The 25,730-nt window shown below is 46.6% G+C and carries 22 protein-coding genes; 19 read left to right on the forward strand and 3 right to left on the reverse strand.

Translation table 11 applies throughout. The annotated features are described in order from the left end of the window. Positions 1-156 precede the first annotated feature (156 nt). Entirely contained in the window at positions 157-1,806 is a 1,650-nt protein-coding gene (locus ACFYU8_RS22675) for a peptide ABC transporter substrate-binding protein (RefSeq protein ID WP_390304040.1), read from the forward strand. Positions 1,807-1,862: 56 nt separating this feature from the next. Here ACFYU8_RS22675 and ACFYU8_RS22680 read toward each other — a convergent pair whose 3' ends face one another. Next, on the reverse strand, positions 1,863-2,312 hold the full coding sequence (locus tag ACFYU8_RS22680; protein WP_390304042.1) for an SRPBCC family protein: 450 nt from the start codon (positions 2,310-2,312) through the stop codon (positions 1,863-1,865). 115 nt (positions 2,313-2,427) lie between these two features. On the opposite strand from ACFYU8_RS22680, the gene ACFYU8_RS22685 reads away from it, so the two are divergent. The 9 genes from ACFYU8_RS22685 (at position 2,428) to ACFYU8_RS22725 (ending at position 13,913) form a co-directional block, all read left to right on the forward strand. After that, positions 2,428-3,231: a DUF6597 domain-containing transcriptional factor gene (locus ACFYU8_RS22685; RefSeq protein WP_390304044.1), complete on the forward strand. Its 804-nt coding sequence runs from the start codon at positions 2,428-2,430 to the stop codon at positions 3,229-3,231. 239 nt (positions 3,232-3,470) lie between these two features. Beyond that, positions 3,471-5,096 (forward strand): peptide ABC transporter substrate-binding protein, encoded by a 1,626-nt coding sequence (locus ACFYU8_RS22690; protein WP_390304046.1) that lies wholly within the window; start codon positions 3,471-3,473, stop codon positions 5,094-5,096. Positions 5,097-5,519: 423 nt separating this feature from the next. Next, complete coding sequence (locus tag ACFYU8_RS22695) at positions 5,520-7,172, forward strand: peptide ABC transporter substrate-binding protein (protein WP_390304048.1); 1,653 nt, start codon at positions 5,520-5,522, stop codon at positions 7,170-7,172. Positions 7,173-7,302: 130 nt separating this feature from the next. Then, on the forward strand, positions 7,303-8,901 hold the full coding sequence (locus tag ACFYU8_RS22700; protein WP_390304156.1) for a peptide ABC transporter substrate-binding protein: 1,599 nt from the start codon (positions 7,303-7,305) through the stop codon (positions 8,899-8,901). Positions 8,902-9,027: 126 nt separating this feature from the next. Then, entirely contained in the window at positions 9,028-10,614 is a 1,587-nt protein-coding gene (locus tag ACFYU8_RS22705; RefSeq protein WP_390304050.1) for a peptide ABC transporter substrate-binding protein, read from the forward strand. A 130-nt stretch (positions 10,615-10,744) separates the two neighbouring features. Further along, positions 10,745-11,002, forward strand: a complete 258-nt coding sequence (locus tag ACFYU8_RS22710) for a hypothetical protein (RefSeq protein WP_390304052.1) — start codon at positions 10,745-10,747, stop codon at positions 11,000-11,002. A 40-nt stretch (positions 11,003-11,042) separates the two neighbouring features. After that, positions 11,043-11,519, forward strand: a complete 477-nt coding sequence (locus tag ACFYU8_RS22715; protein WP_390304054.1) for a hypothetical protein — start codon at positions 11,043-11,045, stop codon at positions 11,517-11,519. A 175-nt stretch (positions 11,520-11,694) separates the two neighbouring features. Next, complete coding sequence (locus ACFYU8_RS22720) at positions 11,695-13,350, forward strand: N-acetylmuramoyl-L-alanine amidase family protein (protein ID WP_390304056.1); 1,656 nt, start codon at positions 11,695-11,697, stop codon at positions 13,348-13,350. Between the two features lie 14 nt (positions 13,351-13,364). Further along, positions 13,365-13,913: a GerMN domain-containing protein gene (locus ACFYU8_RS22725; protein WP_069852086.1), complete on the forward strand. Its 549-nt coding sequence runs from the start codon at positions 13,365-13,367 to the stop codon at positions 13,911-13,913. Positions 13,914-14,439: 526 nt separating this feature from the next. Here the strand turns inward: ACFYU8_RS22725 and ACFYU8_RS22730 are convergent. Continuing rightward, a complete protein-coding gene (locus tag ACFYU8_RS22730) occupies positions 14,440-14,640 on the reverse strand; it encodes a DUF378 domain-containing protein (protein WP_390304058.1) in 201 nt (66 codons plus the stop codon). Positions 14,641-14,826: 186 nt separating this feature from the next. Between ACFYU8_RS22730 and ACFYU8_RS22735 the strand changes: the two genes are divergently transcribed. The 4 genes from ACFYU8_RS22735 to pstB (ACFYU8_RS22750) all read left to right on the forward strand — a co-directional run bounded on the left by ACFYU8_RS22735 (position 14,827) and on the right by pstB (ACFYU8_RS22750) (position 18,483). Then, positions 14,827-15,762: a phosphate ABC transporter substrate-binding protein PstS family protein gene (locus tag ACFYU8_RS22735; RefSeq protein WP_390304060.1), complete on the forward strand. Its 936-nt coding sequence runs from the start codon at positions 14,827-14,829 to the stop codon at positions 15,760-15,762. Positions 15,763-15,851: 89 nt separating this feature from the next. After that, positions 15,852-16,799, forward strand: a complete 948-nt coding sequence (pstC, locus tag ACFYU8_RS22740; protein WP_390304062.1) for a phosphate ABC transporter permease subunit PstC — start codon at positions 15,852-15,854, stop codon at positions 16,797-16,799. Next, positions 16,800-17,690, forward strand: coding sequence for a phosphate ABC transporter permease PstA (gene pstA, locus ACFYU8_RS22745; protein WP_390304064.1), 891 nt, complete (start codon positions 16,800-16,802; stop codon positions 17,688-17,690). Between the two features lie 19 nt (positions 17,691-17,709). Further along, positions 17,710-18,483: a phosphate ABC transporter ATP-binding protein PstB gene (pstB, locus tag ACFYU8_RS22750; protein ID WP_390304066.1), complete on the forward strand. Its 774-nt coding sequence runs from the start codon at positions 17,710-17,712 to the stop codon at positions 18,481-18,483. A gap of 53 nt (positions 18,484-18,536) precedes the next feature. On the opposite strand, the gene ACFYU8_RS22755 is transcribed toward pstB (ACFYU8_RS22750), so the two are convergent. Continuing rightward, positions 18,537-20,585 carry a methyl-accepting chemotaxis protein gene (locus ACFYU8_RS22755; RefSeq protein ID WP_390304068.1) on the reverse strand — a complete coding sequence of 683 codons (2,049 nt, stop codon included), beginning with the start codon at positions 20,583-20,585 and terminating at the stop codon, positions 18,537-18,539. A gap of 234 nt (positions 20,586-20,819) precedes the next feature. Between ACFYU8_RS22755 and pstB (ACFYU8_RS22760) the strand changes: the two genes are divergently transcribed. From pstB (ACFYU8_RS22760) to ACFYU8_RS22780, 5 genes are all read left to right on the forward strand, one after another. Further along, positions 20,820-21,572, forward strand: coding sequence for a phosphate ABC transporter ATP-binding protein PstB (pstB, locus tag ACFYU8_RS22760; RefSeq protein ID WP_390304070.1), 753 nt, complete (start codon positions 20,820-20,822; stop codon positions 21,570-21,572). Positions 21,573-21,648: 76 nt separating this feature from the next. Then, complete coding sequence (locus ACFYU8_RS22765; protein ID WP_390304072.1) at positions 21,649-22,941, forward strand: arsenic transporter; 1,293 nt, start codon at positions 21,649-21,651, stop codon at positions 22,939-22,941. 141 nt (positions 22,942-23,082) lie between these two features. Further along, entirely contained in the window at positions 23,083-23,472 is a 390-nt protein-coding gene (locus ACFYU8_RS22770) for a hypothetical protein (RefSeq protein WP_390304074.1), read from the forward strand. Between the two features lie 27 nt (positions 23,473-23,499). Continuing rightward, complete coding sequence (locus ACFYU8_RS22775) at positions 23,500-24,102, forward strand: gluconate 2-dehydrogenase subunit 3 family protein (RefSeq protein ID WP_390304076.1); 603 nt, start codon at positions 23,500-23,502, stop codon at positions 24,100-24,102. Continuing rightward, on the forward strand, positions 24,089-25,708 hold the full coding sequence (locus ACFYU8_RS22780) for a GMC family oxidoreductase (RefSeq protein WP_390304077.1): 1,620 nt from the start codon (positions 24,089-24,091) through the stop codon (positions 25,706-25,708). Before ACFYU8_RS22775 ends, ACFYU8_RS22780 begins: the two co-directional genes overlap by 14 nt. The last annotated feature ends 22 nt before the right edge of the window (positions 25,709-25,730 follow it).

Consider the following 25,730-nt stretch of genomic DNA (forward strand, 5'->3'; position numbering starts at 1 on the left):
AACTGGCCTACAAGCTGGTTGGGTTTTACTTTTATTTATAATATAGTGAATTTTCATAAAATTAAATTAAATCTATAGCAACCCCGTTTTCAACCCAAATCTAGTCGAGTATATTGTGTTTGAAGTGAGAAAATATAGATAAGGGGGAATTTTCAGATGAAAAAGAAACTCAAGTTGTTTCTTGGTGCGATGCTGGTCGCCGGAAGTGTGCTAGCCGGATGCTCCACGAGTACGCAGCCACCAACGACAACCCCTCCAGCCGAGGGAACCACAGCGCCCGCTGAAAAGCCTGCAAATGGAAAGCAGCAGGTATTTCGGGCGAACATTACGAGTGAGCCATCGACAGCCGACCCAGGTCTTACGAAGGATGCCACTTCGGGAGCGGTTGTTCGTGCTACTTTTGATGGCTTGACTCGCTTCGATGCAAACGCAAAGCCAGTGAATTCAGTAGCATCTGAAATAAAGCTCTCAGATGACAAACTGGTGTATACGTTCACGCTCCGCGACTCCAAGTGGAGCAATGGCGATCCAGTAACTGCCCATGACTTCGTGTATGCATGGAAGCGTGCACTCGGCAAGACCTTTGGAGCTGAGTATGCCTATCAGCTGTACTACATTAAAAATGCGAAGCTGATTCACGAAGGCAAGTTGAAGCCCGACGACCTCGGTGCAAAGGCTCTCGATGACAAAACATTGGAAGTCACGCTGGAGAATCCTACGCCTTACTTCCTGGAGCTGACGGCTTTCTACACGTACTACCCGGTTAACCAAAAAGTAGTGGAGGCCAATCCGAAATGGGCGAACGAAGCGGCGACGCATGTAAGCAACGGTCCATTTAAGATGACAGCGTGGGAGCACAAGAGCAAGATCGTACTGGAAAAGAACGAGCAATACTGGGATAAAGACGTAGTGAAGCTCAATCGCATTGAGTTCGCGATGATCGAGGACGATAATACAGCCCTGTCCATGTTCGAGAACGGTGAGCTGGATTGGGCAGGTCAGCCACTCGGCGGACTTCCCACCGATGCGATTCCGTCACTGAAGGACGCGGGCAAACTCGTCGTTCATCCAAAAGCGACGATGTACTGGTACAAGATGAATACGACAAAAGGGCCGCTCAGCAATGTGAAAATTCGTAAAGCATTGGCATACACCGTTGATCGTCAAACCATTGTAGATAACATCACACAAGTGGGCCAGGTGCCAACGATGGGGATGCTGCCGCAATCCATGATTATCAATAAAGAAGGCTACTTCAAGGATAATGATGTAGAAACAGCCAAAAAGCTGTTGGAAGAAGGCATGAAGGAGCTTAACGTAACAAAGCTGCCTCCGATCACTTTGTCTTACAATCCAAACGACAGACATAAGAAAATTGCCGAAGCGATTCAGGACCAATGGAAACAAAAACTTGGCATTGAAGTAAAGCTCATGGTAAAGGAGTTCGCTGTTCACTTGCAGGATATGCATGAACTCAATTACGAGATTGGCCGTATCGGCTGGAATGCAGACTTCAATGATCCGATGAACTACCTGGAGATGTTCCGAGATGGTAAAACAGGCAACAACGACACGGGCTGGGAAGATCCGCGCTATCAGGAGCTGCTGAAGCAGGCATCGGTAGAAACGGACCCAGAGAAGCGCAAGCAGCTGTTTGGCGAGGCTGAGCAAATCTTCATGGATGCCATGCCTTTGATCCCGATGTTCACGGATGTGGATGTCTGGGTGCAGAGCGACAAGGTGAAAGGCGTTCAAGTGGATGGACTCGGATTTATCGACCTGAAGTGGGCAGAAATGAAGGAGTAACGAGAATAACAAAAATCCCGAGGTCAGGGCGTTTCCTGGTCTCGGGATTCTTTTTATTAGAAGCCAAAATCAAGTGTCTTGCCTGTCTCCGCATAGGTCTTGATCGACGAAAGCATCATCGGCCAATTATTGCTGGCGCTTGCGTGAGAGGGGTGGTTTTCTGTCCATTGATCCTGAATCAGCGTCAGCTTCGTGCAGCCGCCAATCGGTTCAAGGGTAATCGTGACGCGAGACTGCAATTCTGCATGATTCTCATAGTAGGCAGGACCAGGATGTTCAGTGAAACTGAAAATGTGATGAGGGTCGAACTGCAAAATCTTCCCGTATACATGCACCGTATCGTCACCGTCTTTTCCCGGACCAACGTAAGCCATCTCATCGCCTACTTGAAAAGTCGACTGAATCGTACAGCCAAAGAAAGTACTCTTTACGCCTTCATCGGAAGTAAGGACATGCCAGACGTGCTCTGGCGTAGCACCAATGTAGAAATCGAAGCGAAGATCCATCGTTTTACCCCCTGATTTTTTCATTTGGGAATTGTAATCAAGTGTCCCAACTACTACTCTTACTATAAGAAGAATTCAGTAGTGTGTATTGTAAAAACACGACAGGAGGCGCGCCTTGGAAAATCAGACTGCCAAGCTCCCAAAGGGTGTACTGCATGCGATGATTGGACAGAAGAAATTTTCACTGGACAGATACGAGCCATCTGCTGAAATTAGCTACTTCGTGCAGCACTACTGGGTCGTGCGGTGGGATTTGCGTACAGAACTTCCGTACTCGCAAACCGTACTCGCTCATCCTAATGTGAATCTGGTGTTTGAAAAAGGAGCAACTGGCATTTTTGGTGTAGCCCGCACGACTTCCTCGCATCTTTTAGAGGGACAAGGTCAGGTGTTCGGAGTGAAATTTGTGCCCGGAGGTTTTTATCCGTATTTGAATGCCCCGGTATCAAAGCTGAGTGGTACTTCTACGAGTCTGGAAGCCGTATTTAGTGTTGAGACCGAGCAGCTTGAGAAAGAAGTGCTAAGCCTGCCAGATGATGAGCAAATGGTGAAAAGGGTAGAAGCCTTTCTATACGAATATTTGCCGAAGCCCGACCCGAATGTAGCGCGCATCAGTGAAATCGTCAGGATGATCCAGGCAGATCGATCCGTACTCAAGGTTGAGGATGCGGTACAGTTGACCGGAATGAACATGCGGACGATGCAGCGCTTGTTTGACCGTTATGTAGGTGTCAGCCCGAAGTCGGTCATCCAACGATACAGACTGCATGAGGCGGCAGAGCAGATTGACCAGGGAACGGTCCAAGATTGGCTGGACCTGTCTACCTCTCTTGGCTACTATGATCACTCTCACTTCATTCGAGATTTTCGAGCAATCGTCGGTGTAGCTCCGAATGAGTATCGACGAACCCAAATGTAATCATAGTGAACCCCTTCGCCTTCTGGCTGGAGGGGTTGTTTTTGCTGAATAAATTCTCTTGTACGAGGCATACTTCACATGATGAAAAATACCAAATTTATTTCCTTTAATAGAATTTGATGTTTGAATAAAACATAATTAATTTTACTTAAAATGTCTTCAATATTACTAAAAATGCAGTATATTTGTGGAGTATCGTTCAAGGAATTTTTACCGATAGAAAAAAGGGGGTCAACACCGTGAAAAAAAGCGTTTTTGCAGCAATGAGTTCTATCCTGGTTCTAAGTGCGGCGCTGGCAGGCTGTGGCGGCGGCGGTGAGAAAGCAGGCGAGCAAGGCAATGCTTCTAAGGAGCAAACAAGTGGTCCTAAAGAATTGAGAATGAACATGATGTCCGAGCCACCAACTGCTGACCCTGCATTGGCTGAGGATTCTACTTCCAGTGCGGTTCTGCGTGCAACATTTGATGGTCTCACCCGTATTGGCGATGATGGCAAACCACAACCATCTGTAGCAGAAAAAATTGACGTATCCAAAGATGGTCTTACTTATACATTCACCCTGCGTGACAGCAAATGGAGCAATGGAGAGCCAGTTACAGCAAAGGATTTCGAATTCGCTTGGAAGCGAGCGCTCGATCCGAAGACAGCATCTAACTACTCCTACCAATTGTATTACCTGAAAAACGCAGAAGAATTCAACAAAGGTAAAGCAAAAGCTGAAGATGTTGGCGTAAAAGCGACAGATGATAAAACACTCGTCGTGACATTGAAGAACCCAACACCATTCTTCTTGGAGCTGACTGCGTTCTATACGTACTACCCAGTTAACCAAAAAGTAGTGGAAGGCAGCGACAAATGGGCGGGCGAAGCAGCTACTCACGTAGGTAACGGTCCATTCAAAATGGAAACATGGCAACATAAGAGCAAATTGGTTCTCGTGAAAAGCGATACCTACTGGGATAAAGACGTTGTAAAACTCGACAAGCTCAACTTCTCCATGGTTGAGGACGCGAATACAGAGCTGTCCATGTTCGACAATGACGATCTGGATTGGTCCGGAGCACCTTTGAGTGCGCTTCCTACCGATGCGATTCCTGCATTGAAAGAATCCGGTCAAATGCAAACACGCCCAATCGCGGGTACGTACATGTACAAATTCAATACGGAAGTTCCGCCGTTCAACAACGCGAAAATCCGTAAAGCGTTTGGTTATGCGATTGATCGTAAATCCATCATCGACAACATCACACAAGCAAATCAAGAACCAGCTATGGGTCTGATCCCGCCAACAATGGCAGTGGCAACAAGCCCGTACTTCAAAGACGCCGATGTAGAAGTAGCGAAAAAATTGCTGGAAGAAGGTATGAAGGAAGAAGGCATTACCAAATTGCCGACCCTGACTCTTTCCTTCAACACGTCTGAAGGTCACAAGAAAATTGCCGAAGCGATCCAAGACCAATGGAAGAAAGCACTCGGCGTAGACATTAAGCTGGAGAACAAAGAATGGAAAGTATTCTTGGAAGATGTGAACCAAGGTAAATTCCAAATCGCACGTTCCAGCTGGAGTGGTGACTACAACGATCCATACACGTTCTTGGACCTGTTCAAGGACAAAGATGGCGGCAACAACGACACGAAATGGGAAAATCCGAAGTACAAAGAGCTGCTGAACCAATCTGCTCTTGAACAGGACCCAGAAAAACGCAAACAAATTCTGGCACAAGCAGAAGCTATTTTCATGGACGAAATGCCAGCAGTTCCAATCTACTACTACACACATTCTTATGTGAAAAAAGACAAAGTAAAAGGTGTAGTACTCGACGGTCTCGGTTTCGTAGACTGGAAATGGGCAGACATTCAATAAGAAAAAGAGCATAGCTCGTTGTAATAAAAGAAGGGTGCTTCGGCACTCTTCTTTTTTTGTAAACCATTTCGGGAGTAAAGGAATCGAGCAGTAGATTGACGATGATGTTAGTAATTATAAAATTATAAATTAAATTACTATTGTTACTTTACTGAATGTTGGTAAAGTTGGGTGAATGGAAAAATACATCAATAAATTCGATTTGAATCCGAAGCTCTGAGAAAGCTTGATATTATGCGGTTTTTCATAGAAATATTGGGATAGGAATGTTTTGGAAAATAAATTTATCGATCAATATATTTTATAATTCATTAACTATCTTTATAAATAAATAAAAATTTATTAAATCATTCTAAAACATATTTAAAAAATATATAAAACCATGTATATTGATAAAAGATTTAGAAAAGGGGGATTACTTGTATGAAAAAGAATGTTTTCGTGGCAATGAGTTCTATCCTCGTTCTTGGCGCGGCACTCGCAGGATGCGGTGGCGGAAACCAGGCGGCACCAGCAGATAGCAACGCTTCTGGAGCAAAGACAGAAAATTCTGCACCAGCAACCGGCACTAAAGTATTGAAACTGAACCTGCACTCCGAGCCACCAACAGCTGACCCAGGTATCGCGGAAGATACAACTTCCGGAACCATCATCACAGCTACCTTCGAAGGTCTGACTCGCGTTGGTAAAGACGGTAAATACCATCCAGCAGCAGCAGAGAGCTACACTGTTTCTGAAGACGGTAAAAAATATACATTCAAAATTCGTGATAATAAATGGAGCAATGGCGATCCTGTATCGGCAAAAGATTTCGAATATGCTTGGAAACGCGCTCTTGATCCAAAAACAGCTTCTAACTATGCATACCAACTGTACTATGTGAAAGGCGCAGAAGCCTTCAACAAAGGCAAGGGTAAAGTAGAAGAGGTTGGCGTAAAAGCAGTTGACGATAAAACACTGGAAGTAGAATTGGCGAGCCCAACTCCGTTCTTCCTGGAGCTGGTAGCATTCAAAACATACTTCCCAGTTAATCCAAAAGTAGTAGATGGCAACGAGAAATGGGCTACCGATGCGAAAACAGTTATTGGTAACGGTCCATTCAAAATGGATGCTTGGGAGCACAAGAGCAAACTCGTAGTTTCCAAAAACGACAACTACTGGGATAAAGACAACGTAAAATTGGACAAAATCGAATTCTCCATGGTAGAGGATGAGAATACTGAGCTGTCCATGTTCGAAAACGGTGAACTGCATTGGGCGGGATCTCCAACTTCTGCGTTGCCAACAGACGCGATCCCAGCTTTGAAAGACTCCGGCAAAATGACAACTCAGCCAATCGCGGGTACTTACTTCTACCGTTTCAACACAGAAAAACCACCATTTAACAATGTGAAAATCCGTAAAGCATTTGCGTATGCGATCGATCGTCAAAGCCTGATCGACAACATCCTGCAAGCTGGTCAATTGCCTGCAACAGGTTATGTACCACCAAGCATGGCGCTGAACAAAGACGGCTTCTACAAGGATAACGACATCGAAGCAGCGAAGAAATTGCTCGAAGAAGGTATGAAAGAAGCGGGCATCAGCAAATTCCCAGCCCTGACTCTTTCCTTCAACACTTCCGAAGGCCACAAAAAGATTGCTGAGGCAATCCAAGACCAATGGAAGAAAAACCTCGGCGTAGACGTGAAGCTCGAGAACAAAGAGTGGAAGGTATACCTGGATGACGTACACCAAGGTAAATACCAAGTGGCTCGTGCAGGCTGGTTGGGAGACTTCAACGATCCAATCAACTTCCTGGAAATGTTCAAGGAAAAAGACGGCGGAAACAACGATACTCGTTGGGAAAATCCGAAATACAAAGAACTCCTGAACCAATCCGCTCTGGAGCTAGACCCAGAAAAACGTAAAGCAATCCTGGCACAAGCTGAGCAAATCCTGATGGATGAAATGCCAATTATGCCAATCTACTACTACACACAATCTTGGGTTAAAGACGACAAGGTTCAAGACGTAATCATCGATGGTCTGGGTGCTGTAGACTACAAATACGCAGATATCGCTGAAAAGAAATAATAACTGTGCATGTAAAAGAAGAGAGGTGTCTCACCTTTCTTCTTTTTTTATCTATTTAATATCCAAATTTTTACTATTTATTGTATACTATTTTTGGAAGATTTTATCAGAGGGTAATGGGGTGTATATGATGAAGAAAAGTGTTTTTATGGTGTTGAGTTCGGTCCTCGTTTTCGGTGGAATGATGACAGGGTACGAAGGCGCTATCCAAGCAGCTGAGCCTAAAGTATTAAGAATGAATCTGCAATGGGAACCGCCTACAGTAGACCCGGGAATTGCGGAGGATACTACCTCTAGCACGATCATCACAGCTACATTCGAAGGTCTGACACGACTCGGAAAAGACGGAAAGGTGCATCCGGCCGCCGCAGAGAGCTATACCATTTCTGAGGACGGGAAGACGTATACATTCAAGATTCGAGAAGCCAAATGGAGCAACGACGATCCAGTAACGGCGCATGACTTCGAATATGCTTGGAAACGCGCAATCGATCCAAAGATAGCTTCTAACTATGCATATCAACTGTACTATTTGAAAGGTGCAGAAGACTTCAACAAAGGAATCGGCAAGGCGGGAGACGTTGGCGTAAAGGCGATTGACGATAAGACACTAAAAGTGGAACTGACAAACCCGACACCATTTTTCTCGGAGCTGGTTGCTTTTAAAACATACTTCCCGGTGAACAAGAAGGTAGTCGAAGGTAACAAGAAATGGGCTGACGAGGCAAAGACGGTTGTTGGCAACGGACCATTCAAAATGGAAACATGGGAACACAAGAGCAAGCTGACTGTCGTAAAAAACGAGAAGTACTGGGATAAAGCCAACGTAAAATTGGACAAGATCGAATTCACCATGATAGAGGATGAGAATACTGAGTTGGCCATGTTTGATAACGACGAGTTGGATTGGGCGGGTGCTCCAAACTCCTCGCTGCCAACCGATGCACTTCCGATTTTGAGGGAAGCTGGCTTCTTGAAGACACAGCCAATCGCCGGTGCCTACTTCTACCGTTTCAATACAGAGCAAGCGCCGTTTACCAATGCAAAAATTCGTAAGGCGTTCGCGTATGCCATTAATCGTGAAAGCATCACCTCCGATATCCTGCAAGCTGGTCAAGTACCGGCAACAAGCTATGTACCACCGAGCATGGCGTTGAATAAAGACGGTTATTTCAAAGATAATGACCTTGAGGTTGCAAAGAAGTTACTGGTAGAAGGCTTGAAGGAAGAGGGGATCACCAAACTACCGCCGATCACTCTAATCTATAACACATCCGAAGGTCATAAAAAGATTGCAGAAGAAATTCAGGGTCAATGGAATAAAAACCTCGGCGTAGATGTAAAACTCGAAAATAAAGAGTGGAAGGTATACTTAGAAGACGTACACCAAGGTAATTATCAAATCGCTCGTGGAGGCTGGCTGGGTGATTTCAATGATCCCATCAACTTCTTGGAAATGTTCCAGGAAAAAGACGGCGGAAACAACGATACACGTTGGGGAAATCAAAAGTACAAGGAGCTCTTGAACCAATCCGCTTTGGAGCAAGACCCAGAGAAGCGCAAAGCAATTCTCATGCAGGCCGAGCAAATCCTGATGGACGAAATGCCGATCATGCCAATCTACTTCTACGCGAACTCATGGCTGCAAAACGAGAATTTGAAAGATGTAGTAATCGATGGTCTGGGTGATATCGATTTCAAATATGCAGATCTCGTAGAAAAGAAATAAATGACAGGCAAAAAGAAGAGTGGTGTTGTATAAACCACTCTTCTTTTTTGTCTCATTTTCAATTGAAATTCGATTTTTGATGTATACTATTTTTGGGATTATTTAGAAAAAAATGGGGTGTATATTTTGAAAAAGAGTGTTTTTCTGGTGTTAAGTTCGGTCCTCGTTTTTGGTGGAATGATGACAGGGAACGAGGGCATTGCCAAAATGGCAGAGTCAAAAAAGGTACTGAGAATGAATCTGCAATCGGAGCCGTCCACAGCAGACCCGGGTATTGCAGAGGATAGGCTTTCTCTTACGATTATCAGCGCTACTTTTGAAGGGCTGACCCGTCAAGGTAAGGACAGTAAGACACACGAAGCAGCAGCAGAGAGCTATACCATTTCTGAGGATGGGAAAACATATACATTTAAGATTCGTAAAGCAAAATGGAGTAACGGCGATCAAGTAACGGCACACGACTTTGAATATGCCTGGAAACGCGTTCTCGATCCAAAGACAGCTTCTAATTATGCCTACCAGTTGTATTATATCAAGGGTGCAGAAGCATTTAATAAAGGGACTGGCAATGTGGGAGACATTGGCGTAAAAGCGATCGACGATAAAACGCTAAAGGTGGAGCTAACAAACCCAACGCCATATTTCTTGGAGCTGTTGTCCTTCAAAACATACTATCCGGTAAACAAGAAGGTTGTTGAAAGTAACCCGAAGTGGGCTAACGATGTAAAAACGATCATTGGTAACGGACCATTCAAAATGGAAACATGGGAACAAAAAATCAAAATGGTCCTTGTTAAAAACGAGAACTACTGGGATAAAGATAACGTAAAGTTGGACAGAATCGATTTCTCGATGGAAGAAGATGAGTACACGGAGCTGGAAATGTTCAAACATGGAGAGTTGGATTGGGCAGGATCTCCAACTTCGTCACTGCCATTTTATATCGATAGTAAGGTTGCTGAGAAAATAAAATGGAAGCCGATTGCAGGTACATACTTCTACCGTTTTAACACCGAAAAAGCACCGTTTCACAACGCAAAAATTCGGAAAGCTTTTGCTTATGCGATTAATCGTCAATTATTGATGAATGTTTCTCCCCTTAGTCCATTGCTTGCAACCAGATATGTACCGCCGACTATGACATTGAATGAAAAGGGATATTTTACAGATAATGATGTGGAAACAGCGAAGAAGCTGCTTATAGAGGGGATGAAAGAAGAAGGTATCACCAAGCTTCCGCCAATCACACTTACCTACAACACGTCCGAAGGCCATAAGAAGGTCTCGGAGATCATTCAGCATCAATGGAAGATAAACCTCGGTGTAGATGTGAAGCTTGAAGACAAAGAGTGGGAGGTGTTCCTGGAAGATGTGAACGAAGGTGACTACCAAATTGCTCGTGCAAGTTGGACAGCTGATTTCAATGATCCGATAAGCTTCCTGGAATTGTTCAAGGAAGCAGACGGTGGAAACAACGATACTGGTTGGGAAAATCCGAAATACAGGGAGCTTTTGAACCAATCTAACCTAGAGCAAGACCAAAAGAAGCGAAAAGCGATTTTGGCGCAGGCTGAACAAATTTTAATGGATGAAATGCCTATCACGCCCCTCTACTACTATACGCATTCGTGGGTGCAAAACGACAAGCTGAAGGATGTAATCATGGATGGTCTAGGTGCTATCGATTTCAAATACGCAGATATTACTCCATAATCAAAACACGGATGAGAAGAGGGTTTTTACGACCTCTTCTTTTTTTTAGTCTCATGGACAAATGACCAATCCATTACGCTCTTGGCTACATAGAGTAAAAAGGAACTAACTGCAACCAGGGGGGATATTGATGGATATTGGTTCTTTGCTCAACATTGTAAAATCAATTCCCAAGGAAAAGCTGAGGACAGATGCGGGAATCAAGGAAGTCATTCGCGAAATGGCCAGAAAATCAGGGAAAAAATTGACCGAGCAAGAGATTAACGGGTATGCTGCGCAGTTTCGTCAGATGCAGAAAACAGAAAATGTCGGAAGTCTGTTGAATAAGCTTTCGAAAAAAGGTGTCACTGCAAAGGATTTGGAAAATATTAAAAAACGCTTTAAATAAGGGGGTAAGTGAGGAGGGAGGTGGGATTATCATTGAGAAAATGAAAGCGAAAAAGAAGCAGACCGTCCCCAAGAACAATTTGCTAGAATCGATCAACAAACTTGCGGATGCACAACATACAAACAATGCCCAAATGATGAAAGAGATGAGTCAGGTGCGACAGGAGCTGCAGGACATGAAGAATACACTGGGGCGTCTCAAACAAGCACCTCCAAGAAATACAGGAGAACGACGAGGTTTCCTGTTTGGAGGGCGACGGAATGGTGCTCCGGTGGAAACTGTATCCCAACCACAAAAGCCTGCCATTTCTATCGAAGATTTACTGCCGCTTTTACCGCATCTAGGCGATGCTATTCCCCAGTTAAAAAATCCGAAAGTAGCCGACTCCATTAAAGTGCTCTCGAATCCAGCTGTGCTTTCGCTGATACAGCAATTTCTTGCCAACGGGGGCTTGAACATGTTAAAAAAACCTGTTCAAGAAGTAAGCAGGCAAGAGAGGCGGGGATTTTTTCGCTAACAAACGATCAGTGGTAAAGACTGTCTCGTGGGTCTTGCGGAGGCGGTCTTTTCATTTTGGTACCAAAAGACTATAAAACTTTACAGATCATCTAGCGTCTAATAGAATGGTGAACGTTGCACATTGGCTGACGCCACATAACGAAAGAAAAACAGACATCACGGAGGAGGTCAGGATGAAGAGACGATTTTACCCTCTGCTTTTTGCATTGCTGGTCCTGCTGCTGATCCCCGGTTTGGCGGTTGCAGCAAACAGTGCCTCAGAGGAAGCTGTCAATCTCATGATTGGTGGACAAGCAGTGAATGCTGAAGTGCCGCCAGTCATCAAGAATGGACGCACGTTGGTTCCTGTTCGTGTCATCGCCGAAGGACTAGGTGCAAAAGTGGATTGGAATGACGCTACTCGTACAGCTGTCATTACCAAAGGCACACAGCAGCTCTCCCTTACACTTGACTCCCTTACAGCAGTGTTGAACGGCAAACAAGTGAAGCTCGATACGCCACCTGTTATTTCACAAAAGCGTATGCTGCTGCCACTGCGTTTTGTCGGGGAGTCACTTGGTGTTACTGTTGGGTGGGACAACAGCACACGAACTGTCATTGCGAACGAAACACCACAGATCAAGCTGAATGGCAAGGCACCAACCCAACCGATCAAGCTGTATCAAGTGGAAGACACGATGTACGCGTCCGCACAGGCTGTAGCTGAGCAAGTGGGACAAAAAGGCTTTGCGTGGAAACGACCTGAGCGCGGGATGACGATTGATGATCAGTTGGTCCTCCCATTACGTCAATTGGAGGACGAGCTTGGAGGTTCATTTGCATGGGACAAGAAAAATAATCAGGTTGAGATCGATCGCCTCAATATTTTGAAAGATGTATCTGAGGACGGGGACCGTGTTCGTATTAAAACGACCGTTCCTGTTATTCCACAGTCCTTTGTGATGACAGGTCCTCACCGGATCGTCTTGGATCTCCCACAAACATCATTGGATGACGATTTAATTGAGGATCTAAAACGTCAAGATGAAAAAAATGATAGCGTAGGTGAATCAGAGGAAACGGCCTCCGCTGATGATGAAGACCAAGACACAGATTCAGATTCTGATGAACAGAATCAGGCAGAGCGAGCGAAAGAAGAACCTCTTATCGCTGACCTGCGTTACAGCCAATACAGCGCGTCTCCTGATACGGTTCGCATCGTCATTGAGCTGAACCAAAAGAGTGCGTATGAGCTGGTTTACACGGAAAATGGCATCGAAGTAAAGTTGACGCCAAAACCGAAGAAAACGGGCTACCTGATCGTTGTTGATGCCGGTCATGGAGGAAAAGACCCAGGCACGAAGGGCACCGCTGGCAACAATGAAAAAGATTACAACTTGGCTGTCTCCAATAAAATTGTGGCTTTGCTGAAGCAATATCCGGAGTTTCAAGTCGTTCCCGTACGCACGACGGATGTGTTTTATGAACTGTCAGAGCGTGTCGCTTTTGCCAATGAGTTAGAAGCCGACTTGTTCTTGTCTATTCATGCCAACGCATTTCCGAAACCGACGGCTGCAGGAACAGAAACCTTCTATTATAATGAAAATAGTAAAGACTTAGCCCAAGTGGTACATAAACATTTACGAGGGGCAACGCAGTTCCCGGATCGAGGCGTCAAGCAGAGCGGCTTTTATGTGATCAAAAACACAAATATGCCTGCTGTGTTGACCGAGACAGGCTTCCTCTCCAATCCACAGGAGAATGCGCAGCTGACGAATCCGGCATTCCAAGATAAAATCGCGAAAGCCATTGTTGCGGCTATTCGTGAATACTACGAGTCTTATCAGTAAGGGGGCTTTTCACGATGAAAAAAAGTCGAGTGATCTGGATGGCAGCGTTAGTGATGCTGCTTTTGGCCGGATGTGGACAAAACGCGACTGAAACACCACAGCCAACCACACCAGTAGAACAGCCATCTGGTTCAAACACTGATCCATCGACAACAGAGCCGACTCTGAAAAAGCAAATGGTCACCGTTTACTACTCGGATAATAACGTGATGGAGCTGCAAAAAGAAGAGCAAGAGATCACGTTTGCCGAAGATATCGAGAAGTACAAAAAGACACTTGCCCTGCTGGAGACGCCTGTAAAGCCAGACGTGCACATTCCACTGTGGAAAGACTTCAAGTACCATTCGATCACGTTTGATAAAGGAACCCTGACAATTGATGCAGATAGCAAAAATCAGTTCAATATGGGTTCAAGTGGCGAGACTATGGCTTTGGATGCGTTGAAGAATACATTCTTTCAGTTCTCGGAAGTAAAGGAAATTGTCTTCCTAGAGGATGGAAAGAAAGTAGAAACGCTGATGGGGCACGTAGATCTCTCCGAGCCACTGAAACGAGACAATTAATCATCACATAAAGGCGGCACACCCTGTTAAACGGGATGTGCCGCTTTTTTTCATAGTAACGTGTTTTACGTATAGTGGCTGTCGTGGAGAGAAGAATATTTCCAGTCTAGGCTCCAGGCTCCGTCCTGCTGGGGGCTGAGACTGTCTGCTCCGAAGCGCGAGCACGTTGCGTTTCTTTTGTCCGCTAATCCCTACTCCGCTCGGTAGGACTCCACAAGTCGCTACGTCTGGAAATATTCTTCTCTGTCGTGACTGATTACATTTCTTCATTCTTTCAAGGCTTTTAAAATCCGAATAGCACGATAGCTGGTAGAGGAAACAGGAGAAATAAGCGAAGATCTTTGGTACACCGACCGAGGCGTAATGAAAAAAAGCGAAACAAGCTTTTAGCGTCCACCTCTGAGACACCTCTTGAATGGACCACTTTGGACGCGGGCAGTGAATCCCTCAGCGGGTGGGACAAGAAGCTGAGCGTTTTCTCCTGTTTCCTCCTCTCCCCAACAGCCGGACATCGGGACATCGTTTTTTATGTTGGTGTTTCTTCCCGATCCGTGAAAAGAAACTTGATGGCGTACACCCCAAACAGGCCTACCAACGTATACACGATTCGGCTTACGATAGACTCCGCTCCACCAAACAAGCTCGCGACTAAATCAAACTGAAATAACCCGATTAATCCCCAGTTCAGGGCACCAATGATCACAAAAAGCAAGGCCAGCCGATTCACATGGACACCCCCCAAAAAAAAGAATAGGGACAGTTTTCCCATGTTTGCGCCGTTTTACAACAGGTATCCCTCCATCTTTAAGAAAGCTTTACATTCGCAACATAATACGACAACATTCCCCCTGTATAGTTTGTACTTGTAAGAGAGAAAAAACAAACCGGACCTTTTAAGGAGGATTTTCATCCAATGAAAAAACTCAGCAAAATGTTTATTGCGCTGACATGTGTAGGGGCATTACTCGCGGGATGCGGAAGCGGCAACGGCAACACTGCTCAGACACCAGCACCAGCGCAAAAACCAGCTCAGGAGCAAAGCAACTCTGGTTCGACAACAAAAACTTCCGGTGAACCTGTAACAGCAGTGGGTTCTACCGCTTTACAGCCTCTGGTCGAGCAAGCGGCCAAAGACTTTATGGCAAAGAATGCAGGCGCACAAATTCAAGTACAAGGCGGAGGAAGCGGCACAGGCTTAAGCCAAGTAGTAAGTGGTGCAGCAACGATTGGTAACTCCGATATTTTTGCAGAAGAGAAAAAAGGGATCCCAGCAAACGAATTGGTTGACCATAAAGTAGCGGTTGTTGGAATGGCAGCAGCGGTAAGTCCGCAAGTAAAAGTAGACACTTTGACCAAGCAACAATTGATCGACATCTTCACTGGTAAAATCACCAACTGGAAAGACGTTGGCGGTGAAGATATGAAGATCACGTTGGTTAACCGTCCGAAATCTTCCGGAACTCGCGCGACATTCAGCAAATTCGCGTTGGATGGCAAAGAAGAAGCAGAAGGTATCACAGAGGATTCCTCCGGTACTGTTCGCAAAATCATTGCAGAAACTCCAGGTGCAATTGGTTACTTGGCACTGTCCTACTTCAATGACTCTGTAAAAGCTTTGAAATTGGATGGCGTGGAAGCAAACGCAGAAAACATTACAGCGAACAAATATCCAGTATGGGCGTACGAGCATATGTACACCAAAGGTGAAGCAACTGGTGATGCGAAAGCATTCCTCGACTTCATCCTGACTGACGACGTACAAAAGAAAACCGTTACAGAATTGGGCTTCCTGCCAATCACAGATATGAAAGTAGAACGTGATGCAGAAGGCAAAGTAACACAAAAATAAGCGTTATCGTCAACAGCAAAATAGAGGGGTAGGGGGGCCTTCCCCTCATTTTGCTTGCGTACAGTCGTTTTCTTTCCAGGAGGGAGAACATGAGCCATCGTACTGAAGGGGTAAATACAGAGCGTCAATCGATGATCGCGCAAAAGATGCTGACAACGAACAAACGTCAAAAAACAGAGAATATTACCGGCAAAACCATCGCGATGATTTGTGCGGGTTTGCTCGTTATTGTTGTTTTATCGATCACCTATTTTATTGCTTCAAAAGGGCTGTCGACATTCTTTGTCGATGGAGTAAGCATCAAAGAATTTTTAACCCATAATAAATGGGACCCAGAAGGTGAGCCATCCGCGTATGGTGTCCTGCCTTTTATTCTTGGTTCGTTTTTCGTAACGGCACTGGCCGCTTTGATTGCCGCGCCACTTGGAATCGGCGCCGCTATTTTCATGACAGAGATCTTCCCGGGCTTCGGGAAAAAAGTGTTGAAGCCGGTTATCGAGCTGTTGGTGGGTATCCCATCGGTCGTATACGGCTATGTCGGACTAACTTTGCTTGTTCCATTTATTCGCGAACAATTTGATGTTCTTGGTTTCAGCTTATTGGCAGGGGGACTTGTTCTTGCCCTGATGATTTTGCCTACGATTACGAGTGTGGCAGCAGATGCTATTGAGGCTGTTCCGCAAGATTTGCGCAACGCTTCGCTCGCACTGGGTGCTACTCGCTGGCAAACGATTTGGAATGTCGTGTTGCATTCCGCGCTTCCTGGCTGTTTGACGGCCATCGTTTTGGGAATGTCTCGCGCTTTTGGAGAAGCTTTGGCTGTGCAAATGGTTATCGGTAACACAACGAAGCTGCCAGGCGGTTTGCTCGAACCGATCAGTACGCTCACTAGCGGTATTACATTGAACATGGGGAATACGATTCAAGGAACACCGTATAACAATGCTCTTTGGTCAATGGCTTTGCTGCTCTTGGCGATGTCTTTCGTCTTTATCGTTATTTTGCGCCTGTTGGGCAGAAAGAGGTTGGCGAAATAGATGAAAGCGAGACTGATGGACCGCGCTGCTACTGTTGTTTTGACACTGATTGCCGTACTGATTATCGGTACCTTGGTGGGATTATTGGGCTTCATTCTCTCCCAAGGCTGGCATAAGCTGAATCTCGACTTTTTGACCTCTCCTCCGGATATCGTCAATGCGGGTGGCGGGATTGGACCACAGCTTTTCAACTCGTTGTACTTGCTGGTCCTGACCATGCTGATCGCGTTGCCGCTCGGGATCGGAGCAGGCATTTATATGGCTGAATATGCGCCGGATAACAAGATTACACAGTTTATCCGCATGAGTATAGAAGTATTGTCTTCCCTTCCGTCTATCGTTGTTGGTTTGTTTGGATTGCTCGTGTTCGTAAATATGACTGGCTGGGGCTATACCCTGTTTGGTGGGGCGCTTGCTCTGACGGTATTTAACCTGCCTCTCTTGGTTCGTGTAACAGAGGATGCACTGCGCAACGTACCACGCAGTCAAAAGGAAGCGAGTCTCGCACTTGGTATTACCAAATGGCGTACCATCGTGTCTGTCATCCTTCCAGCAGCACTCCCAGGTATCATTACGGGTGCGATTCTGGCGTCTGGCCGTGTATTTGGGGAAGCCGCTGCCTTGCTGTTTACGGCAGGGATGTCTTCACCGAATCTGGATTTCACCGACTTCTCATTGAATAGTACGACCTCACCGTTGAACCCGTTCCGTCCTGCTGAGACATTGGCTGTGCATATTTGGAAGGTAAACAGCGAGGGGCTGACACCGGATGCGCGTGATGTTGCAGATGGTGCGGCTGCTGTTCTGATTATTGCCGTCTTGGTCTTTAACCTTTCCGCTCGTTGGTTCGGGAATTGGGTTTACAAAAAGATGACGTCAGGATCAAACTAAGAAGAGGTAGGTGGCAGCCATGTCCGTACTGACCATGCAAGATACGATCATTCAGACGAATAACGTGAATGTATACTACGGAGAGAAGCAGGCCGTAAAAAATATATCGATGGATATTGAAAAAAACTCCGTGACGGCCTTTATCGGTCCGTCCGGATGCGGGAAATCGACGCTTTTACGGAGCTTGAACCGGATGAATGATCTGGTTCCTTCTTGTCGTGTAGAGGGTTCCATTATTGTAGATGGTATCGACATTAACAGCTCGCAAGTAAACATCGAGAGTCTGCGCCAAGTGGTCGGAATGGTGTTCCAACGAGCGAATCCATTTTTCAAATCTATCTATGAAAACATCGCATTTGCACCGCGTTTCCACGGGATGTCCAATAAACGTGACTTGGACGAACTGGTTGAGTCGAGCCTGCGAAAAGCAGCACTTTGGGATGAGGTAAAGGATCGTCTTCGCGACTCAGCGCTCTCCCTTTCCGGTGGACAGCAGCAAAGGCTTTGTATCGCACGTGCAATCGCGATGCAGCCAACCATTTTGCTGTTGGACGAACCGGCTTCCGCTCTTGATCCGATCTCTACCATGAAAATCGAAGAGCTGGTCATGCAGCTAAAAGATGAATATACGATCGTGATCGTTACCCATAACCTCCATCAGGCAGCGCGAATTTCTGAGAAAACCGCCTTCTTCCTGATGGGTGAGCTGATTGAGATGAATGAGACAGGGAAAATCTTCACATCACCTGAAAACGAAAAAACCGAGGCGTATATTAGCGGACGTTTTGGTTAATCGAAAAGAAAAGCCCTCCCAAGCACATGTGCTTGTAGGAGGGCTTCTTCGTGTCATGATGAATGTCTTTGGAGAGAGGGACTGTCTTCTGCTCTGAAAAATTTGATCGCTTGCTCCAGATCCTCAACGATTTCTGCCAAACGCAGGGAGTCATCGAGAAATTGTTCTGATAAGGATAGACTTTCTTGATTGGCGGCTACGGCTTGCTGCGTACCTGATACTACTTGCTGTGCAGAGGCAGACAGATTGTCTACTCGCTGTGAAATAACTTGGCTCTGTGTCGAGATTGTTCCCGTGAGCTTTCTGATCGATTCAAATTGAGCAGTCAACGCTTCGCTGAGCTGTATCGTATTGTGAAAGATAGAGGCTGCCTGGTGCAAAGTTTGAATTCCATTTACAGTAGCGTGATCGGTCGTTTGCAAGCAGGCGGCTACGTGCTCCATTCGTTCTTCCCCTGATACAATTACCTTTTGAATACGGGCCGATGCCTCTTCGGTCTGGTCGGATAGCAAGCGAATTTCGTCTGCTACGACGCTGAAGCCGATCCCGGCTTGTCCAGCCCGGGAAGCTTCGATTCGGGCATTGAAGGACAATAGCTTAGTTCGTTTCGAGATGGCGGAAATCAGACCGAGCATTTCGTTGATATCGCTCATGCTTTCTCGCATGGAGGACATGGCATGCAGCGAAGCTTTCATATCTTCTGAGATACTGTGCATATTTTCTTTTAACAAATCAATGGAGGTTGCTGCCTTGGCATTTTGCTGACGTGATTCCTGGCTTTGTACGATTGCTTGTTCCATTGAGTCAGTGATCCGAGACATTTCCTGCGTGATGTCGGCCATTGTAGCGTGGATATCATCGATCTGTTCCTGTTGGTTGTCCATTTCTAGGGCAAGCCGCTCTGTTACGGATACGACTTCTGACTGCATGGCGTGAGAGTGGCGGGAGCCTTTTCCTACATGATCGGCTACTTGTTTGACGTCTGCGATGACGTACTGGATTTTACCGATGATCGTCCGGATTTGTTCACTCATTCGATTGAAGCTGTCAGCCAGCTGGCGAATTTCATCATTGCTATGTACGTGCATGGTTTGCAGGAGATCGCCCTCGCTAAAGGCGGACATTTTTTGTTGTGCTTCCTTAATGGGCTTGATGATTCGGCGTACGTACACATACAGCATCAGTGCGAGTGCAGCGAGTCCAACGAGTGAGACGGCCAAAATGGTTAGCTGTAGGCGACGTACCTCTTGCTTTACCTCGGATACCGACTGTGCGACGATCACTCCCCATTTTAAGGAGGGGTCAAATTGATAGGCGGCAAAAGAGTCCACCCCATTGATCCTGCTCGGTTCGTAGCCAGATTGACCGCCGATGACGTTTTGCACGATCGCAAGTTCTGTGAGAAGGGGGCGTTGCAACGCGTAGGATTGATCGGGATGAGCGACCAGCTTGCCTTGCTGATCAACGATCATGGCATATCCGGTTTCCCCTAGTTTAATTTGACCGATTGATTCGCTCAGCTTCGGAACAGAGACAAATGCTACGACGACGCCTACGGGCTCCTCGTCTTCATTGCGCAAAGGGAGTGAGACGGCGATCTTTGGAAACTCCGTCTCGGAAAACTGGAAGACATCCGAGACAAAAACCCCCTGCGGTGGTTGATTCAACGCCCCCTCATACCAGTCCATTTTTCGTGGATCGTAGGAACTGTCGAGGGGCGATCCCGGAAAGGTCAAGTACCGTCCATCTGAAGTGACGATCTGTAGCTCGGATATCGTAGGATTGCTTGCAGACATATCTGTAAAAATGCCAAATATCTGGCTGTTGGTGACCTTACTGTTTTTATAAGTGGAAGCAAATGATTGCAAGGCGGTTACGATGTCATAGACCCTGCTATGTACTTTCTGTAGAGCTGCACCCGATGCCTCGTGTAATTGCTGCTTTGTTTTTTCATTAAGTGTGGCTTCGGATTGATAGCTGATGAAGAAAGCGGCGATTGCCATCATGCAGACCACCATCCCCATAATGCCTGCGAACAGCCTAGTGAAAATTGAACGATAATGAAACGACGAGTGACCCCATAGTTTTCTTATGTCTGGCATGAATTGTTCTCCCCTTATTCGTCAAAACGTTCAGTTTTATTGTAGGGGGTACCTAGGAGAGCGTATATGCTTTACCAGCAACATTTACCATAACTTAATGTAAGATGACCTATGTAAAAAGTCCTAAGACAAAATCTTTATTGAAACTTAATAAACATCATACGGAAACCTAACATTGGTGCGCTATAGTGGGGAAGTAAAAGGACGTAACAATCACGAAGGAGCGAAGACCGTATGAGCGTTATTTCGGTGAGAGAGTTGAATCTCTTCTACGGTAATAAGCAAGCCCTCTATAATATAAATCTGGATGTAGAGTCTGACTCCATTACAGCCTTAATCGGCCCGTCAGGCTGCGGTAAGTCTACATTTTTACGGACGTTGAATCGAATGAACGATTCTGTACCGAACACCAAAATAACGGGAACGGTAAAAGTGTTCGACGAGGATATATATAGCTCTCGTGTAGAAGTCGAGCGACTTCGCAAAAATATCGGCATGGTGTTTCAGCATCCGAATCCATTTCCGAAGAGTATCTATGACAACATCACATACGGGCCGAGACTCCATGGCATGAACGATCGTAACAAGCTGGACGAGTTGGTAGAGACAAGCCTCAAGGCAGCAGCCCTTTGGGATGAAGTGAAGGATGTACTGAAAAAGCCAGCAACAGGGCTTTCAGGTGGACAGCAGCAACGCCTCTGTATCGCGCGGGCACTCGCTGTTCAGCCACAGATCATTTTGATGGATGAGCCAACCTCTGCCTTGGACCCGATTTCTACAGCCAAAATCGAAGAGCTGCTAGAAGAGCTGAAGAGCCGTTATACGATTGTAATCGTGACGCACAACATGCAGCAGGCAGCACGTATTTCCGACAAGACTGCGTTTTTCTTGAATGGAGAGCTAGTCGAGTTTGACAGTACCCCGACGATCTTCCAAAATCCTCGTGACAAAAGAACAGAGGATTACATTACCGGACGTTTTGGATAATTCAATAGACATGATGGTAGGAGAGCGGACTTTTCGAGGTCCGTTCTTTTTGGTTTTTGGAAAGGAGATACATGCAGTGGTTTGGATTTCATTATTCCTTTTTCTGATCACGTTGACATTGGTCATCTGGCAACCGCGGGGGCTGTCGATTGGTTATCCGGCAGTCGGTGGAGCGCTGTTGGCCTTGGCGATTGGGGTAGTTACGATCGGTGATGTCGCAGAGGTAACTTCGATTGTTTGGAATGCGACGCTAGCATTAATCGGGATTATCATCATCTCGCTCGTATTGGACGAAATCGGTTTTTTTGAATGGGCTGCGCTTCATATGGCTCGTTTTGCTAAAGGAAATGGCCGGCTTATGTTCGTTTATGTCATCCTGCTTGGTTCACTCGTATCTGCCTTGTTTACGAATGATGGGGCTGCCTTGATCTTGACACCGATTGTGTTGGCACAGGTGCGGGCATTAAAGCTGGATGGGAAAACGGTTTTGGCATTTGTCATGGCGAGCGGTTTCATTGCAGATACGAGTTCTTTGCCGTTTGTGATTAGTAATCTGGTGAATATTGTTTCCGCTGATTATTTTGATATAGGCTTTGCTGCGTATGCGGCTAAAATGATCCTTCCGACTTTGTTTTCGATTGGTGGAAGTCTGCTGGTTTTGTACTTATATTTTCGCAAAAGCATCCCGGCGCAGGTCGACCTCTCGCATCTGAAAAATCCGGAGGAAGCGATTCGTGACCAGAGAATGTTCCGTCTAGCGTGGCCGATTCTTGCGGTCTTGTTGATTGGCTTTTTTATTAGCGAGTCCATCCATACGCCCGTTTCGATCATCATTGCGGGGGCAGCCATCATTTTTTGCTTGGCTGCAAGAAAAAGTGAAGCAATTGCCATGCGGCGGATTATGAAAGAAGCACCGTGGGTAGTCGTTGTTTTTTCGATTGGCATGTATGTCGTGGTGTGGGGGCTGCACAACGCGAGATTGACTGACTTGGTCAAGGACACCTTGGATTGGTTCATGGCGCATGGTTTACTCGCAACGACTTTGGGAACAGGCTTTCTGGCTGCTGTTCTCTCCTCTGTCATGAACAACCTTCCGACAGTCATGTTCAACGCGCTGGCGATTGCAGGAACACAGGCAGACGGAGTGATGCGGGAAGCGATGATTTACGCGAATGTGATCGGGAGCGATTTGGGGCCGAAAATGACCCCGATTGGATCACTGGCGACTTTGCTCTGGTTGCATGTCTTGGGACGCAAAGACGTGACGATTACGTGGGGACAGTACTTTCGGACGGGCGTTATTTTGACCGTACCGACATTGATGATAACCTTGCTTGGATTGTATCTGACGTTGGTCTATTTTTCATAGGAAAGGAAACGCCTCGCCTGCTGGTTGTTAGTCAGCAGGCTTTTTTCTATTCATTACGTGGCTTGCAGTAAAACAAACAGAATAGGACCTGACAAGGACGGAAAAAATAGGCGCAACGTTACTAAAAAGGAGGATGTTTCCATGTGGCATGGCTGGCCGATCGAACGCGTACTGATTCTTTTTGCTGGATTGGCGTTTGCCCTGATTGCGGTTCAGGTCACACTTTTTCACGCCAGACAAAACTTCCGACATTGGGCAATGTGGATTCCCGTGCTTGAGCTCCCTGTATTTGCGGTTACTGCTATTGTTTTATCGTTTGTGAATGCAGGGTGGCTGCGCTGGGTGTTTGCCTTAATGATGGTGGTCGGCATGGCTGGTGGGGTGTACGGAGCCTATTTGCATACGGTCGGAGTTGGACAGCGTGTGGGAGGTTATTCACAAGGTCAAAATTTTCTCGTCGGTCCTCCTGTGATTCTTCCTTTGCTGATCACGGCAATGTCAGCATTAGGGCTTCTTGCGCTGTTTTGGTAAAAATCGTTTTCGAAGGGGTGAGAGGACATGGAGAAGCCTGGACGTTACCCATTCTATGATGTTTGGGACCAGCATACAGAGTGGGATGCTCACACCAGGAAAGTAGTAGGGGCCAGACGAATGCCCGCGATTGCCAATCAATTTTTTACGAAGCCTGAATCCTTGCTTTTGCAGACAGTCGTAGGTGTATTGGTCAATGATCACCGCCTGGAGGTGCTGACTTTTGTGGTGGAGCATCTGGATGATACGACGGCTAGTAATATCGGCGAGTCGCAACGAAAGGTCGGAGTTCCACCCCAAAAAGAGTTCTACCGCTCGGGTTTGAAAGGGATTGATGCGGAGAGTCATGCCGCTTATGGAGCTGACTTTGTTGCGTTGAAGCTAGACCAGCAGGAGGCCGTTCTTCAGCATGTCGCGAATGGGGGCATCCAAAACCAGGAAGCGTGGACAGAATTCGCTTCTGTCGATTTTTTCAAGCGGTTGCTGCATGACACTGTCAGTGCGTACTATTCACATCCGTTGGTTTGGTCGGATATCGGCTATGGCGGACCTGCTTATCCGCGCGGCTATGTACGGGTGGAAAAAGGATTGACGGACCCATGGGAGGCGAAAGCAAATGACGAGTCATGACCATCGTACGATTACTCATCGCCCCACTTCCGTGGATCAAAGAAAATACGCCGATGACGCAGATGTATGCATCGTAGGTGCAGGAGCAGCAGGTGGCGTACTGGCTTACGAGCTGGCAAAGGCCGGGTTGCGTGTTGTCGTTTTGGAAGCAGGGCCGTTTTGGGACCCGCAACACGATTTTGCCAGTGATGAGCTGTCGATGCGGAGATTGGCCTGGCAGGAAACGAGGCTGGTAGCAGGAAATGACCCACTGCGTTTGGGCCATAACAACTCAGGACGGGGAATTGGGGGAGGCACCGTGCATTTTACGGGGGTGTTCCTTCGTTTCCACGAGAGTGATTTTAAGACAAAGACCGTAGACGGCGTAGGAGAAGATTGGCCAATTACGTATCAGGACCTTGCCCCGTATTACGACAAGATTGAGAGTGAGATTGCCGTCTCAGGTCCGAATCATTTTCCGTGGGGTTCCTTTCAAGGCCCGTATCCTTACCCCGTTCGGGAGCCCATCAGTGCCAATGCCCAGTTGTTCCGGGAAGGGTGCGAGAAGCTGGGGATCGAGAGTGTGGTCGCCCCTTTGGCGATTTTATCGGCTCCTTTTGATGGACGTCCCCCCTGTATCAATCGTGGCTTTTGCAATCAAGGGTGCATGCCGAATGCCAAGTACAGCGGGTTGATTCATCATATTCCCAAAGCGATAGCGGAGGGGGCAGAGGTACTGTCCGACTGTATGGTGACGGAAATTTTAATGGCTGGCGACCGGGTTAGCGGCGTGTTGTTCAATCATAATGGTTTGACGCACAGGCAAATGGCTCGTGTGGTCATTTTGGCCGGATTTGTGGTGGAGACTCCCAGATTGCTGCTCAGTTCAGCGAATGCTCAATTTCCGCAAGGGCTGGCGAATTCGAGTGGATGGGTAGGAAAAGCAATTATGCCCCACTCCAGCCATGATGTATACGGAAGACTCCCGGAGGAAGTTCGATTGTACAAAGGAACACCTGTCCTTGCTTTGACCCAGCATTTTTATGAGACGGACCGGGAACGAGGATTTGCCCGCGGATATACGTTGAGTGCTCATGGGGCACGTCCTGTCGGGATGGCGGCTGCCATAGCTGCCGAGAGGGAAGACGGCTCGTATTTATGGGGAAAACAGCTTCGAGAGACCATGCTGGATTACAATATGTATGCGCGGATCACCTTGGTAGGGGAAGTGTTGCCTCATCCAGATAACAGGGTAACGCTCTCAGGGGAAAAAGATGAATACGGAATGCCAATTCCTACGGTAACGTTCAGTTATCAGGAGAACGACAAACAACTGTACAAGCATGCGATTGGGCAAATGAACCGGATTATAGAAGCGATGGGGGGACAGCCGGAGCATGTGGTGTCTGATACCGCGCATCTCATGGGGGGATGCCGGATGGGGAATGACAGGGAAACCTCTGTTGTGAATGAATATGGGCAGTCACATGACATACCCAATCTTTTCATAGCGGGTGCTTCTACGTTCGTTACCTCGAGTGGAAGCAACCCGACAAATACAGTCATGGCACTGGCTGCGCGCACTGCAGACAAGATCATTGAGGCGATGAAAAAGCAAGATGTATAAGCAGGGTTCACATAACTTTTGC

The organism is Brevibacillus sp. NPDC003359 (assembly GCF_042878995.1).
Classification (GTDB): domain Bacteria; phylum Bacillota; class Bacilli; order Brevibacillales; family Brevibacillaceae; genus Brevibacillus.

What these genes read in the sequence shown, in the direction of transcription:
- ACFYU8_RS22735 (WP_390304060.1), top strand. Translation starts at nt 14,827, where the DNA reads ATGAAAAAACTCAGCAAAATGTTTATTGCGCTGACATGTGTAGGGGCA.
- ACFYU8_RS22775 (WP_390304076.1), top strand. Translation starts at nt 23,500, where the DNA reads ATGGAGAAGCCTGGACGTTACCCATTCTATGATGTTTGGGACCAGCAT.
- ACFYU8_RS22710 (WP_390304052.1), top strand. Translation starts at nt 10,745, where the DNA reads ATGGATATTGGTTCTTTGCTCAACATTGTAAAATCAATTCCCAAGGAA.
- pstC (WP_390304062.1), top strand. Translation starts at nt 15,852, where the DNA reads ATGAGCCATCGTACTGAAGGGGTAAATACAGAGCGTCAATCGATGATC.
- ACFYU8_RS22680 (WP_390304042.1), bottom strand. Translation starts at nt 2,312, where the DNA reads ATGGATCTTCGCTTCGATTTCTACATTGGTGCTACGCCAGAGCACGTC.
- ACFYU8_RS22755 (WP_390304068.1), bottom strand. Translation starts at nt 20,585, where the DNA reads ATGCCAGACATAAGAAAACTATGGGGTCACTCGTCGTTTCATTATCGT.
- ACFYU8_RS22695 (WP_390304048.1), top strand. Translation starts at nt 5,520, where the DNA reads ATGAAAAAGAATGTTTTCGTGGCAATGAGTTCTATCCTCGTTCTTGGC.
- ACFYU8_RS22780 (WP_390304077.1), top strand. Translation starts at nt 24,089, where the DNA reads ATGACGAGTCATGACCATCGTACGATTACTCATCGCCCCACTTCCGTG.
- pstA (WP_390304064.1), top strand. Translation starts at nt 16,800, where the DNA reads ATGAAAGCGAGACTGATGGACCGCGCTGCTACTGTTGTTTTGACACTG.
- ACFYU8_RS22715 (WP_390304054.1), top strand. Translation starts at nt 11,043, where the DNA reads ATGAAAGCGAAAAAGAAGCAGACCGTCCCCAAGAACAATTTGCTAGAA.
- pstB (WP_390304070.1), top strand. Translation starts at nt 20,820, where the DNA reads ATGAGCGTTATTTCGGTGAGAGAGTTGAATCTCTTCTACGGTAATAAG.
- ACFYU8_RS22770 (WP_390304074.1), top strand. Translation starts at nt 23,083, where the DNA reads ATGTGGCATGGCTGGCCGATCGAACGCGTACTGATTCTTTTTGCTGGA.
- ACFYU8_RS22675 (WP_390304040.1), top strand. Translation starts at nt 157, where the DNA reads ATGAAAAAGAAACTCAAGTTGTTTCTTGGTGCGATGCTGGTCGCCGGA.
- pstB (WP_390304066.1), top strand. Translation starts at nt 17,710, where the DNA reads ATGTCCGTACTGACCATGCAAGATACGATCATTCAGACGAATAACGTG.
- ACFYU8_RS22700 (WP_390304156.1), top strand. Translation starts at nt 7,303, where the DNA reads ATGAAGAAAAGTGTTTTTATGGTGTTGAGTTCGGTCCTCGTTTTCGGT.
- ACFYU8_RS22725 (WP_069852086.1), top strand. Translation starts at nt 13,365, where the DNA reads ATGAAAAAAAGTCGAGTGATCTGGATGGCAGCGTTAGTGATGCTGCTT.
- ACFYU8_RS22720 (WP_390304056.1), top strand. Translation starts at nt 11,695, where the DNA reads ATGAAGAGACGATTTTACCCTCTGCTTTTTGCATTGCTGGTCCTGCTG.